The sequence below is a fragment of the Cellvibrio fontiphilus genome (assembly GCF_042646205.1).
Taxonomy (GTDB): Bacteria; Pseudomonadota; Gammaproteobacteria; order Pseudomonadales; family Cellvibrionaceae; genus Cellvibrio; species Cellvibrio fontiphilus_A.
The window spans coordinates 11,866-27,150 of record NZ_JBHRTF010000002.1 but is presented as its reverse complement, the minus strand read 5'-3'; the positions used below and the strand labels follow the sequence as shown (position 1 = coordinate 27,150).

The 15,285-nt window shown below is 49.5% G+C and carries 11 protein-coding genes; 7 read left to right on the top strand and 4 right to left on the bottom strand.

Going from position 1 to position 15,285, the window contains the following annotated elements:
- Positions 1–8: 8 nt before the first annotated feature.
- Positions 9–458 (top strand): type IV pilin protein, encoded by a 450-nt coding sequence (locus ACFODX_RS02015; RefSeq protein WP_324256830.1) that lies wholly within the window; start codon positions 9–11, stop codon positions 456–458.
- A 70-nt stretch (positions 459–528) separates the two neighbouring features.
- Here the strand turns inward: ACFODX_RS02015 and ACFODX_RS02010 are convergent, their stop codons facing one another.
- Both ACFODX_RS02010 and ACFODX_RS02005 read right to left on the bottom strand, forming a co-directional pair.
- Positions 529–1,932: a sigma-54-dependent transcriptional regulator gene (locus ACFODX_RS02010; RefSeq protein ID WP_324256829.1), complete on the bottom strand. Its 1,404-nt coding sequence runs from the start codon at positions 1,930–1,932 to the stop codon at positions 529–531.
- Positions 1,933–1,995: 63 nt separating this feature from the next.
- On the bottom strand, positions 1,996–3,681 hold the full coding sequence (locus ACFODX_RS02005) for a sensor histidine kinase (RefSeq protein WP_378115554.1): 1,686 nt from the start codon (positions 3,679–3,681) through the stop codon (positions 1,996–1,998).
- Positions 3,682–3,912: 231 nt separating this feature from the next.
- On the opposite strand from ACFODX_RS02005, the gene ACFODX_RS02000 reads away from it, so the two are divergent.
- Entirely contained in the window at positions 3,913–5,541 is a 1,629-nt protein-coding gene (locus tag ACFODX_RS02000; protein WP_378115552.1) for an NAD+ synthase, read from the top strand.
- A 78-nt stretch (positions 5,542–5,619) separates the two neighbouring features.
- Here ACFODX_RS02000 and ACFODX_RS01995 read toward each other — a convergent pair whose 3' ends face one another.
- The gene (locus ACFODX_RS01995; RefSeq protein WP_378115550.1) at positions 5,620–6,525 is read right to left on the bottom strand and encodes an outer membrane protein assembly factor BamD; all 906 of its coding nucleotides are present in this window, start codon (positions 6,523–6,525) and stop codon (positions 5,620–5,622) included.
- Between the two features lie 161 nt (positions 6,526–6,686).
- Here ACFODX_RS01995 and rluD point away from each other — a divergent pair, with 161 nt between their 5' ends.
- The 5 genes from rluD (at position 6,687) to clpB (ending at position 14,195) form a co-directional block, all read left to right on the top strand.
- Positions 6,687–7,652, top strand: a complete 966-nt coding sequence (gene rluD, locus ACFODX_RS01990) for a 23S rRNA pseudouridine(1911/1915/1917) synthase RluD (protein ID WP_378115548.1) — start codon at positions 6,687–6,689, stop codon at positions 7,650–7,652.
- A gap of 322 nt (positions 7,653–7,974) precedes the next feature.
- Positions 7,975–9,900, top strand: a complete 1,926-nt coding sequence (locus ACFODX_RS01985) for a Kelch repeat-containing protein (RefSeq protein WP_378115546.1) — start codon at positions 7,975–7,977, stop codon at positions 9,898–9,900.
- Positions 9,878–10,675 (top strand): peptidoglycan editing factor PgeF, encoded by a 798-nt coding sequence (gene pgeF / locus ACFODX_RS01980; RefSeq protein ID WP_378115544.1) that lies wholly within the window; start codon positions 9,878–9,880, stop codon positions 10,673–10,675. The genes ACFODX_RS01985 and pgeF overlap by 23 nt, the downstream gene beginning before the upstream one ends.
- A gap of 178 nt (positions 10,676–10,853) precedes the next feature.
- On the top strand, positions 10,854–11,354 hold the full coding sequence (locus ACFODX_RS01975; protein ID WP_378115542.1) for a DUF4870 domain-containing protein: 501 nt from the start codon (positions 10,854–10,856) through the stop codon (positions 11,352–11,354).
- A 183-nt stretch (positions 11,355–11,537) separates the two neighbouring features.
- Positions 11,538–14,195 (top strand): ATP-dependent chaperone ClpB, encoded by a 2,658-nt coding sequence (gene clpB / locus ACFODX_RS01970; protein ID WP_378115540.1) that lies wholly within the window; start codon positions 11,538–11,540, stop codon positions 14,193–14,195.
- Positions 14,196–14,281: 86 nt separating this feature from the next.
- On the opposite strand, the gene ACFODX_RS01965 is transcribed toward clpB, so the two are convergent.
- Positions 14,282–15,115 (bottom strand): choice-of-anchor L domain-containing protein, encoded by an 834-nt coding sequence (locus tag ACFODX_RS01965; RefSeq protein WP_378115538.1) that lies wholly within the window; start codon positions 15,113–15,115, stop codon positions 14,282–14,284.
- Between the last annotated feature and the right edge of the window lie 170 nt (positions 15,116–15,285).

The following is a 15,285-nucleotide window of genomic DNA, read 5'->3' as shown; positions in this document are numbered from 1 at the left end:
TGTTGTTTATGAATAAGGTTGCGCGCGGTTTTACTTTGATAGAGCTAATGATCGGGGTTGCAATTATCGGCATTCTTGCCGGTATTGCTTACCCTGCTTATTTGAAACAAGTGCAAAAGAGTAATCGCTCCGATGCAAAAGTCGCGTTAAATGAAGCCGCCCAGCGTTTGCAGCGGTGTTTTACGGCGCACGGTAAATATGACACAGCTGATGGCGTGTGTGCCGTGGTGGATAGCCTGCAGGACGCTGATGGTATTCTTTCCACCGAAGGTTTTTATCAGGTAAAAATCGCTGATGCTGCAGATTTGGATTCTGCTACATACAAGTTAACAGCGACTCCAGTGGCGGGAGGGCGGCAGGACAATGACGATGAGTGTGATAGCTTCACTCTGAACCAGTTGGGTGTGCGAGAAGCGTTCGACAGCAGTGACGCTGATAACACAGATAATTGCTGGTAATAGAGATAGGTGTTTTTTAAAGCGCTGTCCAGTAATGGATGGCGCTTTTTATTTGCAGGGCAGTGCGTTGCTACTCATCATCCAGCCCTAATTTTTGTAGTCGATATCGAAGTGACCGAAAGCTGATGCCCAAATGTTTTGCGGCAAGTGTTTTATTCCACTTGGCTTTCTCCAAGGCGTGACAGAGTATTTCTTTTTCTACGTCCTGCAAATATTCGTCCAGCGAGGGATATTCTGCGCAGCGTGCCGGGTAATCTACCCCCATGCGTTCGGTGGGTATCGAACGGCTTGAAGCAGCTGTTTTTTCAAAGGAAAAACCAGCTCCATCAGTTGCGTCACGAAGCTGTAAATCGTCCACATCAATTCTATTACCTTCACACAGCGTAAACGCACGCTCCAGAATATTTTCTAATTCGCGCACATTCCCGGGGAAGTGATAGTGGGTCAGGGCATCCTGTGCAGCAGGAGAAATATCCGGACAGGGCAGATGAATTTCGGCGGCGAGTTTACGCAACAAGTGTTGCGTCAGTAATGAAATATCCTCGCGGCGTTCACGCAGTGGTGCGACCGCTAGTTGGATCACATTCAGGCGATAAAATAAATCCTGACGAAAACGCCCTTCTTTTACTTCTATTTCAAGATTTTTATGGGTAGCGCAGAGAATCCGTACATCGGTAGTTACTTCTTCTGCCGCTCCCACTGGCCTGACTGACTTTTCCTGAATAGCGCGCAGGAGTTTTACCTGCATATCCAAGGGTAAATCAGCGACTTCATCAAAAAATAATGTGCCGCCCTCAGCAGCTTGAAATAAACCAATCTTGTCTTGATGTGCGCCGGTAAAGCTGCCTTTTTTGTGGCCAAAAAATTCACTCTCCATCAGTTCGCGCGGTATGGCTCCACAGTTGACGGCAATAAACGGGTTGTTCGCCCGTGGCCCCAAATCGTGAATTGAGTGGGCGACCAGTTCTTTACCCGACCCCGACTCACCGCTGATATAAACCGGCGCTTGTGAGCGAGCCAATTTTTCAATGCTGCGAATCAAATCCTGAATAGCTTTTGATTGGCCAATAATAGGTGTGAGTTTGGGGAGTGGCTGAGGCGCTAATTGACTGGCTTCAATCGCGGTATTGACTAGCTTGCGCAGCGTAGCCAGATTGACTGGCTTGGAAATAAAATCGAATGCCCCTGCCTTCATGGATTCAATCGCTGTATCTACGCTGCCATGGGCGGTAATGACTGCTACCGGTAGTTGCGGGTAGCGCTGCTGGATGAGTTCTACTATCTCCAAGCCTTTGCCATCAGGCAGGCGCATATCGGTGAGGCACAGATCATAGGAGTGTGTGGCGAGCATCTGCTTGGCGCTGGCGACTGTATCAGCGGTATGGGTACAAATTTGCATGCGGCCGAGAGTGATCTCCAGTAATTCGCGTATGTCGGGCTCATCATCGATAATCAGGGCGCGTTTTTCAGTCATGGATTTAACTCGCAAAGGCAAGGTTCTATAAATAATATGTTGGTTTAATCGACAAGATTGGCATCAAGAACTTTTTTCTGGATGCGCCAGCTGCAAATGGAAACAACTTTCATTTTGTGTAGTGCGTATGTACGAAATAATTGCCTGATTTGCTTCACACAGTTCTTTGCAAATATACAGGCCCAAACCAGAACCCATACTTTCGGTGGTGAAAAATGGCTCGAATAGATGTTTGGCATTTTCATCACTAATGCCTGGGCCATAATCAATCACGCGAATATAGGGTTGGTGCTGGGCCATGTCCACTCCGATCTCCAAGCGCAGATCAGGCCTGCCAGTTTTTTTAATACTGTAACGCAAGCCATTATCGCAAAGATTGCTTAATACCTGTGTTAACTGGCTAGTATCAAATTTAGCTTCAAGCGTTGTATTTTTGTGCGTATGAAGGCTGTCATCACCGCGACTATTGCTCAGGTTTTTTTCCAATAGTGCGATTTCCAATTCGGGCGTATTGCCCTTGGTTGCCTTGTAATCCTGAATAAACGCTGGAATCCATTCGCGTAGGTTTATGGGGAGTGTTTGCGTAGGGCGGCGACGCGATAACTGTAAGATGTTTTCGATGATTTGATTAACGCGGGTGCAGTGATTATTAATGATGTCCAGCAAGCGTGAATCACTCTGTGGCAACTGGGGGGATTCTGCGAGCAATTGACTGGCATGGCTAATGGCGCCCAGTGGGTTGCGAATTTCGTGGGCGATACTCGCGGTTAATCGCCCCAGAGACGCTAATTTTAATTGCTGGGCTTGTTGGTTGAGCGAGCGTACATCTTCCAGAAAAATTAATACTTCATTCGTTTTATCTGCTTCGAGATAAGCAAAGTTCACTTTAATCTCACTGCTGGTTTCGCCTTCAATTTTTAGAAATGGCGAGTGATCCTGACTATTTTTCTGCCAGGATTGGTGCTTCTTATAGAGTTCAGGAAATTGACTAAGCGGAATTTTCTCCAGTGTGTTGTCGCGAGCACCTAATAACTTGAGTGCAGCATGATTGTGCAATTCGATAATCAGTTGGTTATTGAGTACCAGAATACCGGTGCGCATGCGCTCAACAATCAGCTGCGCCAGTTTTTGTAAATGGGCGGCTTGTCTGGCCTGGCTCTCTGCTTCGGCATACGAAAGGCGAATTTTTTTGGTGAGATGTTGAAATAAAAGCGCAGTGAGAAAAGCGAGGGCGCTTAAGGTGCCTGAAGTAAATACGGCTTTGTTGTCTTGGGTGAGTATCACAAACCTGTAAGCACCCTCACCAATAACAATAATCGTGGTTATAGCAGCAAGGAAAAATGAAGTGCGCTCGCGCAGCATAATGCCGCCGGCGGCAATCGCGATCAGTAGTAAATATCCCAAGCCGCTGGGTGCGCCACCGCTGGCGTGCATCAATAAACTGATGGCGACAACATCAATCAGCAGTGAGCCAAAAAGTTTACTTTGTGATGGTGCGTATTTGACTCGCCACATCACTACCAGCGTCAGGAAATTAATCGCGGTATAGGCGATAGAGGTATAAAAAAAGACGTGAGGGTTGTCATTGCCCAGAATTTTTGGAGCAAATTCAATTTGGAACATGAGCAGAAGCACGCTGCCAAGCAGTGTGCGGTAATAGGTGTAGATGCGCAGCAGGTCATAGGGGTTATAGGCCTGCGGATTGGCGAGCGGCGCGTAGGGCATGATTGAGGCTACATCCTTCATCATCAGCCAATAAAATCCACTTGGCTTTGACAGTTTATTTCACGGACAATACATGCAGGTATTAGGAACCTGAATGACTGCCTAGTGTTGCGATTGGGCGCTGATTATTTCCGGATTCAGCGTAGTTGCATCAATTTTGCCATTTTTCACTCATTTCCGCTGCCGGCCTGACGTTTTTTCACACCTTTTTATCCCTGCAGCATTCACTCTATTTTTTGGTAATCACAAGATCTTATGTCGCACTTGTCGTTGATACTCGCCCAAATCAATACTCTGGTGGGAGATATTCCCGGGAACACAACCAAGGTGCTTGCCACCGCTCGCGATGCGCTTGCTCAGGGAATGGTGGATGCGGTGATTTTTCCCGAACTTACATTGACGGGTTACCCACCGGAAGATTTATTGTTGCGCCCAAGTTTGGAGTTGCGTATCGAGCGTGCGCTTGGCGAACTGATGGCTGCCAACTTGCCCTGTGCATTGATTGTGGGGTATCCGCGTTTTCGCGATGGTCAGTTATATAACATGGCTGGAGTGATCGCCAACGGGCAGGTGGTTGCCGAGTACGCCAAACAGCAATTGCCTAATTATCAGGTATTTGACGAGAAGCGCTATTTTGCCGCGGGCGATAAACCCTGTGTCTTCGATCTGAAGGGGGTTCCTACGGCGCTGGGTGTTTGTGAGGATATTTGGTTTGCTGAGCCGATGCAGCAGGCCAAGGCTGCAGGTGCCAGGTTGATGATTAGCCTCAATGCCTCGCCCTATCATCAGCGCAAACAGCTGGAGCGTGAAGCGATACTGGCCCAGCGCGCGCGCGAAGGTTCCATGCCGGTGGTTTACACCAATCTGGTGGGCGGCCAGGACGAATTGGTTTTTGATGGTGGCTCGGTTGTAGTTGATGCCAGTGGCATCACCCGATTCCGTGCTCCCGCCTTTGCAGAAGGCAATTATGCCGTCGCCCTGGATGTTCTATCGGATGCGGTACAGGTGCCAGGCCAATCATGCGCACCTATTCCCGACAATATTGCCGCTGTCTATGAGGCACTGGTGATGGGATTGCGCGATTACGTCAATAAAAACCGGTTTAAAGGCGTAGTGCTGGGGTTATCCGGCGGTATAGATTCGGCGCTCACCCTGGCAATGGCGGTGGATGCCTTGGGCTCTGACCGGGTGGAAGCGGTGATGATGCCGTTTCGTTACACCTCTGACCTAAGCAAAAACGATGCGGCTGATGAAGCTGCACGTTTGGGGGTTCGCTACAGCTCTATCAGTATTGAGCCTATGTACGAGGCGTTTATGGCCGCGCTCAGCGATGAATTTGCTGGCACCAAACGCGATACTACGGAAGAGAACCTGCAGGCCCGTTGTCGCGGTGTGCTGTTGATGGCTATCTCCAATAAAAAGGGCTATCTGGTGTTGACCACCGGCAATAAAAGCGAAATGGCGGTGGGTTACTCTACGCTCTACGGCGATATGGCCGGCGGTTTTGATGCGCTCAAAGACGTGCCTAAAACCCTGGTATTTGCCTTGTCGCGTTACCGCAATACCATCAGCCCGGTGATTCCTGAAACGGTCATTACCCGTCCGCCCTCAGCAGAACTGGCGCCTGACCAGAAGGATGAAGATAGCTTGCCGCCCTACGATATTCTTGACCGTATTCTGGAACTCTATGTCGAGCAGGATTACAGTGCCGAGGCCATTATCAGTCAGGGCTTTGCCCGCGAGCAGGTGGAGCGTGTCGTGCGTCTGGTGGATATCAACGAGTACAAGCGCCGTCAGGCACCCGTGGGAATTCGTATTAGCCAGCGCGGTTTCGGTCGCGACCGTCGCTACCCGATTACCTCAGGTTGGAAACTGGGCGATTAATTAATACGTGCGCTGTAAAAATCACAAAGGCCGCATTGCGGCCTTTGTTGTTACATCTCTGTTGATCGCTGTCAGGCCTTAGTTCACACGACTGACGGACATATCCGGTTTTTTGTATTGCGGGTCATAGAGTGCGCGGGTATCAAAACCGGTAATTTCATCTTTGCTGAACAGTCCTAGTGTTAAATAGGCAAGCCAGCGTGATCTGCCGTTGTTATACATATACTCTTTATTGAAGCTGCCGTTGCTGTTCAGCGCTGGATAATCGGCATAATTGAGTTTGAGAATTTCCAGCATTTCCTCTGCCTGTGCGTCCATCTTCATCAGGTAATAGCCCTGTACCATAACGGCCAGGGCGTCCGGGATTGCGGGGCTCTGCGGGAAGTTTTCCATGACATAACGGCCACGGGAAATGGCCGCCAGATACGCGCCGCGCTTGAAGTAATAGTTGGCTACGTGAATTTCATAGCGCGCCAAGTGGTTGCGCAGGTGTAACATGCGCTTCTTGGCGTCTGCCGCGTAGGTACTGTCGGGAAAACGATTGAGTAATTGGGTAAAATTGGCGAGTGATTCACGCGCTGCACCCGGGTCGCGTTTGGAGGTATCCACCGGCATTACCCGCTCAAACATGCCTTGGTCTTTGGTAAAGGAACTCATGCCCAGCATGTAGTAAGCATAATCGACGTTGCGGTGTTGTGGGTGAAGACGGATAAAACGGTTGGCAGTGGCAATCGCCGCATCTGGCTCGCCAGAACTGTACTGGGCATAGATAAGTTCCAGCTGCGCTTGCTCGGCATAGGTGCCGAAGGGGAAGTTTTCTTCCAGTGAGTTAAGGTTGCGAATCGCCGATTCCCACTGGCCACGTTCCAGTTGCTGCTCGGCGGCATTGTATAAATCTGCTTCGGTGGTGTATTCGGGCTCTTTAGAGGAGCAAGCAGTCAGCAAAATCAGGCTGCTGAGCATCAAACAGGGCAGGACGCGCATAGGGTTATAGACTCTTATCTCAATAAACAAAGGCCCCATTTGCGGGGCAGGGTATTTAAACACAGAGCTTGGCGGATACCAATCTGGCAGCGGTAAAAGCTCCCACTTTCCGGTTTTTGGCAAATCATCACAGCCAGAAACACATCACTAGAGGTTTTTTAATGAAAGATGTTTTTGACCTGAGCGCACAGGTGCCGATCCAAATGAGCGGCATGCGTTTTGACCAGATCGCCTCGGAGTTGTTCCCCGACTTCTCGCGCTCGCGTTTGCAAAGCTGGATTAAAGACGGCCAGCTCAAGGTGGATGGCCGCATCGCCAAACCTAAGGACAAATTGATCGGCGGTGAACAGCTTGAGCTAAAGGCTGAGTTGGAGGCGCAGGGCGACTGGGAGCCGGAAGAGATTACCCTGGACATAGTCCACGAAGACGATGACCTGATTGTTATTAATAAACAGGCGGGGCTGGTGGTTCACCCGGCGGCGGGCAACTATACCGGCACTCTGGTCAATGCCCTGCTCAACCATATTCCCGGCCTGATCAATTTGCCGCGCGCGGGTATTGTGCATCGTCTGGATAAGGAAACGACCGGGTTGATGGTGATTGCCAAAACCCTGGAAGCACACACCGATCTGGTCGAGCAGTTGGCGGATCGCACCGTGAGCCGAGAGTACGAAGCGGTTGCGGTCGGCGCTATGACCGGTGGCGGTACGGTGGATGCACCTATGGGACGCCATCCTATCCAGCGCAAACTCATGGCGGTGTTAAGCGCAGGTGGTAAACGCGCGGTGACTCACTACCGCGTGGCCAAACGCTATCCAAGTCATACCCATATCCGGGTAAAACTGGAGACGGGCCGCACCCATCAAATTCGCGTGCATATGGCGCACATCGGGCACCCGCTGGTAGGCGATCAAACTTACGGCAACCGTTTTAAGATCCCCAAAGGCGCCAACCAACATTTGGTTGATACCCTCAAAAGTTTCCCGCGCCAGGCCTTACATGCCTTCAAACTGGGGTTGGAGCATCCGGGCACAGGCGAATACACCGAGTGGACTGCGCCCTTGCCAGAGGATTTTAAAAACCTGCTTGAAGCGTTAAATACTGGCTACACCCTTGTCGATGACTGAGTGTTAAGGACAAACAGATTATATGTACCGGATAGATATCGTTTTGCTGTTAGCTGTATGTGTGTTGAGTGGTTGTGGCGGTGGTGGTTCTAGTGGGAATAAGCCCGTACCTGTAGCGTCTTCGTCTTCATTTAGTTCTCTTGCGCAGTCAAGTTCATCCTCCGCTGGGGGGCTGCCCGGTTCTTCAGCAGTAAGCCTGAGCTCTGCTGCGGTTTCATCTTCATCAAGCGTTCTGGCAAGTACGAGTAGCTTGGGGCGCTCGTCGCTCCCGGCTACACCGGCAAAGGTTGGTTTTACGGCTTGGGTTGGCGAATCGGATACCGTGGTTGATGTTGAGCTATTGGCAAACGGGATGGAGTTTGTTCGCACCACCGATGGGCAATGTGATTATTTGCGCTATCAGGATTGCGATGCAGTTGAAGCGGATGTTTTAACTGGAGGCAGTGTCACTGATGGCACCTTAGCACTTGGTGGGCATGCCTATTACGCTTTAAAAAATGGCGATGATATATCTGCCCTAACTATTGGTACTGACAAGTTTCTCGATCGCGATGGCGCTGAAGCTTTGGTATTTAATAATAAATTATGGCTAATTGGCGGCTCGCAAAGCGGTTATAAATCCGATATCTGGTCGTCAACTGACGGTGCCAACTGGAAAAAGGAGTTGGCGCAGGCCGCTTTTTCTGCGCGCAAGTATCACCGGATCGCCTTGTTTAATAATCAGTTATGGCTGATTGGTGGCTTGACTGACAATGGCCGCGCTAACGATATCTGGTCATCAACTGATGGCATTAATTGGGTTCTACGAAGCCAACATGCTGCATTTAGTGCGCGCTACGAACACACGGTTTTCGCTTTCTTGGGCAAGTTGTGGTTGGTTGGGGGTGAGGCGGGCGATACCTTGAGTGATATATGGTCGTCTTCCGACGGTATCACTTGGAACAAAGAAGTCGATGCTGCTCCTTTTGGCGCGCGTTCGGGAATGCAAATCACTTCATACAACAACCAACTCTTCCTGACTGGTGGATTTACCACATCGGCTAAAAATGATGTCTGGACATCTACGGATGGCGTTAACTGGTCGCTGGTTGTCGAACACGCTGCCTTTACTAGTCGCGACGGCCATGCAATACATCAATTTGGCGGCAAGCTATGGCTCACTGGTGGTTATGTTTCTGGTGTGGGGGCGTTAAAGGATATTTGGTTCTCTAGCGATGGACTCTCCTGGGAATTGGCATCATCGGTACTGCCTGAAACGCAGTTGGAGCATAAAATTCTGCCGCTAAAGGGTGAGCTATTTATGCTGGGTGGATTCTTGCGCGACAAGGTTTGGGCCACGTCAAATGGTGTGGATTGGGCTAACAGCACTCGCGCAAACATTCCGGATGCTTGCCGGTATTTTGAGCTTGCTGGCCAACTCTATGCCACTGATGGCGCGGATGTATTGTGGCAGGCAAATGATTTACTAGATTGGAGTCGTTTATCTATCAATTCGCCAGTGCCCGCGCAATCGCTATGTGACCTTGTGGTGCATAACGGCGCCTTATATGTAGTGGGTGGCTTTGCGGGCACGGGGCAATATCGGAACGATATTTGGTCATCACCAGACGGCAAAAACTGGACGCAAATAGCATCTTCTACCGCTTTTTCTCCCCGCACATCACAAGCGCTTGTCTCATTTAATGGCAAGCTATGGGCTGCGGGTGGAAACAACTTTAGTCAGTCATTTGATGAGATTTGGTCATCGGTTGATGGCACCGAATGGGTGAAGACTGGAAACTTTGATTTACCGACGGGTGGATTGATATACAAACAGCTTTTTGTTTTTAAGAACCGGCTGTGGTTTATTGTCAATTACGGGACTATTTGGGACGCTACGCGAACCTTAAAAGCCTACTCAACTGACGATGGCTTAGTTTGGCAAGCAGAAGCGTTAAACAATCTGACGATTAAGAATGACTTTTTGGTCGCAGTTAGCGATGAAACTTTAGTGTTGTTCAATTCCGACCGTGCGGATCGTAGCCAATGGTCTTCAGCTGACGGAAACAATTGGTCATTGGAGTCTAATCAGGTGCCATTTTTAGCGACGGATTCTTTCACTTGGAATAACAAGTTGATGGCAATGGGTAATCCTGTTTCTGCGGGTGGTGCAGCAATAGACTACTCCAAACAATTGTGGGCGCCAGACACGAGCCTCAACTGGCGCCGAGCCTACAGCGGACAATTTGTATTCAATTCGAATGAATGATTCAACCCAACAGCCAGCATCGTCATATCCCTGTTTGGTGTTGGGCTGGCCCGCCCCAAGCAATGTGCGCGCATTTATCACCACCCGTGCGGGTGGTGTAAGCCTGCCGCCCTTCGCTAGCAACAATTTCGGCCTGCATGTGGGCGACAACCCTGCGCATGTTGCCGCTAACCGCGCGCAGCTTGCAGCGCAGTTAGGATTGCAAAACACGCCGCAGTGGCTCGAACAGATCCACGGCATTAAAGTAGTCGATGCGCAAACCGATGGTTTGGTGCGTACCGCCGATGGCAGTTACAGTAATCAGCGCGGGCATGCCTGTGTGGTGATGACCGCGGATTGTTTGCCCATTTTACTGTGCGATAAACAGGGTACGCAGGTAGCGGCGCTGCATTGTGGTTGGCGCAGCCTGGCCGGTGGAATTTGCGCAGAGGCATTGGATAAATTCCCGGCGGCGCGCGGCGACCTGCTTGCCTACCTTGGCCCGGCTATTTCACAAGCGCATTTTGAAGTGGGCATAGATGTGCTTGAAGCATTTTTTGCAGCTGCGCGCAGTGCAGAACACGCGGATGAAATCGCGGCGGCTTTTGCTGTTGGTGCGCGCCCGCTACATTTTTATGCCGACATCTATGCGCTCGCTCGCGCTGAGCTGAATGCCTTGGGGGTGACTGCGATTTACGGCGGTGACTATTGCACCTTTGCAGATCAAGAGCGCTTTTATTCCTACCGCCGCGATAAAACCACCGGCAGAATGGCCAGTTTGATCTGGCTAGAATAAACAGCAGCCGGCTGAATCCATTCCGGTGTTAAATGTGTCAAAACAATTAACCGGAACGCGTTTAGCTCGGTGTTGGCTTGTGCCAGCTTGCGCCTCTTTTGGCCAGTGTGGTTCTCCTTTTTTAATAGTCACAGGTTTAAAATAGTCACAGGTTTAAAATAGTCACAGGAGTTTTGCCATGGATCTTGAACAAATTGAAAAACTGAACGATCTCAAACAAAAAGGTTTGATCAGCGAGGAGGAATACCAACAGGCGAAGGCGCGTATTCTCAACGGTCAAAAAGAGCTGGCCCAGCCGCATACGATTTTGCAGACCAATAACTACGATTACGCCATGGTTTTGCACCTGACCCAGTTTTGCTCCTGGCTGTTTCCGTTTTTAGGGCTGGTCGTTCCGCTGATTATGTGGCAGTCCAAAAAAGACGACCCTTATGTTGATGAGCAAGGTAAAGTGGTGATGAACTGGGTATTCAGTTCGCTGATCTACGCAATTATCTGCCTGATTTTGTTTGTTGTTTTGATCGGCATTCCGATGTTGGCTGCGCTGGCAATCTGTTCGGTGGTGTTTACCATTATGGGGGCCATGGATGCCAATAAAGGCGTCGTTAAAAACTACCCGCTGACCATCAAGTTTTTTGATGTAAAAGAAACCCCGCGCACTATCTCTCCGCAAGTGTAAGCGCTCCTCTGGCGCAAAAGCGTTTGATCTAGCGCAAAAAACATCACTTCTTGGTTATCAATATTCTCAAGCAGGTTGCCGCCTGCTTGAAATCACTTTGCTTGCCCCCACGTCTGCTCCAATCGAGTCAATTCTTGCGACCCGTTTTGTTCGCCCCGACTGATTTTTTTGCAGAGGTAAGTCATGCGTATCGACCGTTTAACCAATCAATTACAGCTGGCGCTGTCTGACGCCCAGTCCATCGCACTGGGGCAGGATCACAGCCAACTGGATACTAGTCATTTGCTTCTGGCGATGATTGATCAAAAAGGTGCTGCCAGTGTGCGCTCCCTGTTGAGCCAGGCCGGTTTTGATGTGTCCGGTTTGCGCACCGCGCTTAACGAATTAGTGGAAAACTTGCCGCGAATCAAAAATCCTACCGGTGAAGTCACCATGTCACCGGACTTGGTAAAAGTCCTCAATCTTGCTGATCGCCATGCACAAAAAGCGGGAGATAAATTTGTCTCCAGCGATTCAGTGTTGCTGGTGTTAATGAATGAAATGCAGGGTGCACTACCGGAACTGTTAAAAAAATTCGGCAATGCCCAGCGTTTGCAGCAGGCGATTCAAAAAGTGCGCGGCGGTGAAAAAGTCGAGGACGCCGACTCCGAAGGTAATCGTCAGGCACTGGAAAAATACACCGTGGATTTAACCGCGCGCGCGGAAGAGGGCAAACTCGATCCGGTGATTGGCCGCGATGATGAAATTCGCCGCACTATTCAAGTGTTGCAGCGTCGCACTAAAAATAATCCGGTGTTAATTGGCGAGCCGGGCGTAGGTAAAACTGCGATTGTGGAAGGCCTCGCCCAGCGCATAGTCAATGGTGAAGTGCCCGAAGGTTTAAAAGATAAACGCCTGCTCGCGCTGGATTTGGGTGCACTGCTCGCCGGTGCAAAATTCCGTGGCGATTTTGAAGAGCGTTTGAAATCCGTAATTAACGAATTGAGCAAACAAGAAGGGCGCGTCATTTTATTTATTGACGAAATTCACACCATGGTCGGCGCCGGTAAAGCAGAAGGTGCGATGGACGCAGGCAATATGCTCAAGCCGGCATTAGCGCGCGGTGAATTGCACTGCGTGGGCGCGACTACTTTGGATGAGTATCGCAAATATATTGAAAAAGACGCTGCACTTGAGCGCCGCTTCCAAAAAGTTTTGGTGGATGAACCCAATGAGTCAGACACCATTGCCATTTTGCGCGGCTTAAAAGAGCGCTATGAAATTCACCACGGTGTGGATATCACTGACTCGGCGATTATTGCAGCCGCTAAATTGTCCCAGCGCTACATTACTGATCGCCAATTACCTGATAAAGCCATCGACCTTATCGATGAGGCGGCCAGCCGCATCCGCATGGAAATAGATTCCAAGCCGGAAGAGATGGATCGTTTGGAGCGCCGTTTGATTCAATTAAAAATTGAACGCGAAGCTGTGAAAAAAGACGAAGACGAAGCGAGTAAAAAACGCCTCGCCAAAATTGATCAGGATATAGATCGCTACGAGCGCGAATACAATGATTTGGAAGAGATCTGGCGCGCCGAAAAAGCGGCGCTGCAAGGCTCCCATGAAATTAAAAGCCAATTAGAGCAGGCGCGTTTGGAGTTGGAAGAAAAACGTCGCAAAGGTGACTTGGCGCGCATGAGTGAATTGCAGTACGGCATTATTCCGCAGTTGGAAAAACAGCTAGACATGGCCAGTCAAGCGGAAATGATGGAAATGAAACTGCTGCGCAATAAAGTGACTGACGAAGAAATTGCTGAAGTGGTTTCCAAGTGGACCGGTATTCCTGTGTCCAAAATGTTGGAAGGTGAACGCGAAAAATTATTGCGTATGGAAGATGCGTTGCACAAACGCGTTATTGGTCAGCACGAAGCCGTGGTTGCTGTTGCCAATGCGGTGCGCCGTTCGCGTGCGGGCTTGAGTGATGCCAATCGCCCTAACGGTTCTTTTTTGTTTTTAGGGCCAACCGGTGTGGGTAAAACCGAATTGTGTAAATCCCTCGCCGAATTTTTATTTGATACCACCGACGCTATGGTGCGTATTGATATGTCAGAGTTTATGGAGAAACACTCAGTCGCGCGTTTAATTGGCGCACCACCGGGTTATGTGGGTTACGAAGAGGGCGGCTATTTAACCGAAGCCGTGCGCCGTAAACCCTATTCGGTATTGCTGCTTGATGAAGTGGAAAAAGCGCACCCCGATGTATTTAATATTTTGTTGCAGGTATTGGACGATGGCCGCCTGACCGACGGTCAAGGGCGCACAGTGGATTTTCGCAATACCGTGATTGTGATGACATCCAACCTGGGGTCGGATCGCATTCAGGAATTAGCAGAAGATCGCTCCTTTGATACCGTGAGTTTTGATAATGCAGTGAGCGAGGACATGAATAATTCGCTCAACAATGAAAATCGCTATAACGCCATGAAAGAGGCGGTGATGGATGTGGTCGGTCGCCATTTCCGCCCCGAATTTATTAACCGCATCGACGAGGTTGTCGTGTTCCACCCACTGGGTCGCGAGCAAATTCGTGGCATTGCAGATATCCAGCTCGAACTCTTGAGAAAACGTTTGGCTGAACGCGAATTGAGCTTGGAATTGGATGATGCGGTAATGAATAAACTGGCCAGTGTTGGTTTTGATCCTGTCTACGGCGCGCGCCCGTTAAAACGCGCCATCCAGCAGCTGATCGAAAACCCGCTGGCACAAGATATTCTGAGCGGTAAATTTATTCCCGGCGTGATTATTCACGGCAAGTTGTCTGGTGACAAAATTGTGTTTGATCCAAAGCGGTTAAATTAATTTTTAATCAATGCTATCCAAATAAAAACGGCCGCCAACTTTTGGCGGCCGTTTTTATTTTTGGGCACTAAAAAAACGCTATGCGCTTATTTAGCCGCTTTGCGACGGCTCCAGCCCAATGCCATCAACATCAAACCCAAGAGAGTCAGTGATGAAGGCTCGGAAACACCAACGGGGGTATCAGCAAAGGATTTGGCTTCAACGAAAATCCAGGAATCAAGAACACTGTCGCCGGCATCGGCAATCGCAAATTCCATGCTATGCAAACCAGCACTTAAACCTTTCAGAGTGATTTGCAAGCTCTTGGTAAAACCATCCATTTGGGTGCTGTAAGTAGCTGGTGTGTTGTTGACAAACAGGCTGCTATTTTGGGTGGTATTGATAGTGTTGATGGTGATTGGGTCGTTGGAGCCTGGAGTCAGGGCAACGTTTACACCATCTACGAAGAAACCAAATACGTCATTGAATTGAGTGCCTACGTACTCAAGGTATTCTTCAGAACCAAAAACAAAGTTGAAGAACAAATCGCCGCCAGTACCGCCGTTAAATTCAAAATCGAACTTCAGGCGAGTGGCATCATAAGTATTGAACCCGGCAATGGCGGTAAGTGGGGCGTAACCAGCTGTACCATTGGAGGTTCCTGCACTGCTGGTGTTATTTGTGCCCATTGCATTGGTAGCTTGACCAGTGGAGAGCACTATACCCTTATCAATAGACAGACCTGCGCTGTTGCCGTTAGTGAAGGTACCTGATGCGCCGTTAGCACCGGTGTAGTTAACGTTGCTAATGCTGATGCCTGAACCGAGGATGGTATTGGCAAGTGTAGAGCCGCTATTTTCCGGGGTAACAACCAAGGCGTTAGCAGCGCTGCTGAGTGCCAGAGTGGCGATGAATCCCGCCGCAACTAATGAAGTTTTCATGTGACCTTTTCCTTTAAGAAACAAAATTGAATGCTGGAGTTTTCCCTAGCGTTCTCCTCTAAGCAGATTTTGTGCCGCAGGTTAAAATTCATTTAAATTCATAGGGTTAATGATTTTGTAATATAGTGTAATTGTAAATTTGATCGACATATGTGTTGGCCCTTGCCAGG

Coding starts and splice junctions, on each gene's coding strand:
- ACFODX_RS01995 (WP_378115550.1), bottom strand. CDS start 6,525: ATGCGCGTCCTGCCCTGTTTGATGCTCAGCAGCCTGATTTTGCTGACT.
- ACFODX_RS02010 (WP_324256829.1), bottom strand. CDS start 1,932: ATGACTGAAAAACGCGCCCTGATTATCGATGATGAGCCCGACATACGC.
- ACFODX_RS01975 (WP_378115542.1), top strand. CDS start 10,854: ATGGATCTTGAACAAATTGAAAAACTGAACGATCTCAAACAAAAAGGT.
- clpB (WP_378115540.1), top strand. CDS start 11,538: ATGCGTATCGACCGTTTAACCAATCAATTACAGCTGGCGCTGTCTGAC.
- ACFODX_RS02000 (WP_378115552.1), top strand. CDS start 3,913: ATGTCGCACTTGTCGTTGATACTCGCCCAAATCAATACTCTGGTGGGA.
- ACFODX_RS02015 (WP_324256830.1), top strand. CDS start 9: ATGAATAAGGTTGCGCGCGGTTTTACTTTGATAGAGCTAATGATCGGG.
- ACFODX_RS02005 (WP_378115554.1), bottom strand. CDS start 3,681: ATGATGAAGGATGTAGCCTCAATCATGCCCTACGCGCCGCTCGCCAAT.
- ACFODX_RS01965 (WP_378115538.1), bottom strand. CDS start 15,115: ATGAAAACTTCATTAGTTGCGGCGGGATTCATCGCCACTCTGGCACTC.
- rluD (WP_378115548.1), top strand. CDS start 6,687: ATGAAAGATGTTTTTGACCTGAGCGCACAGGTGCCGATCCAAATGAGC.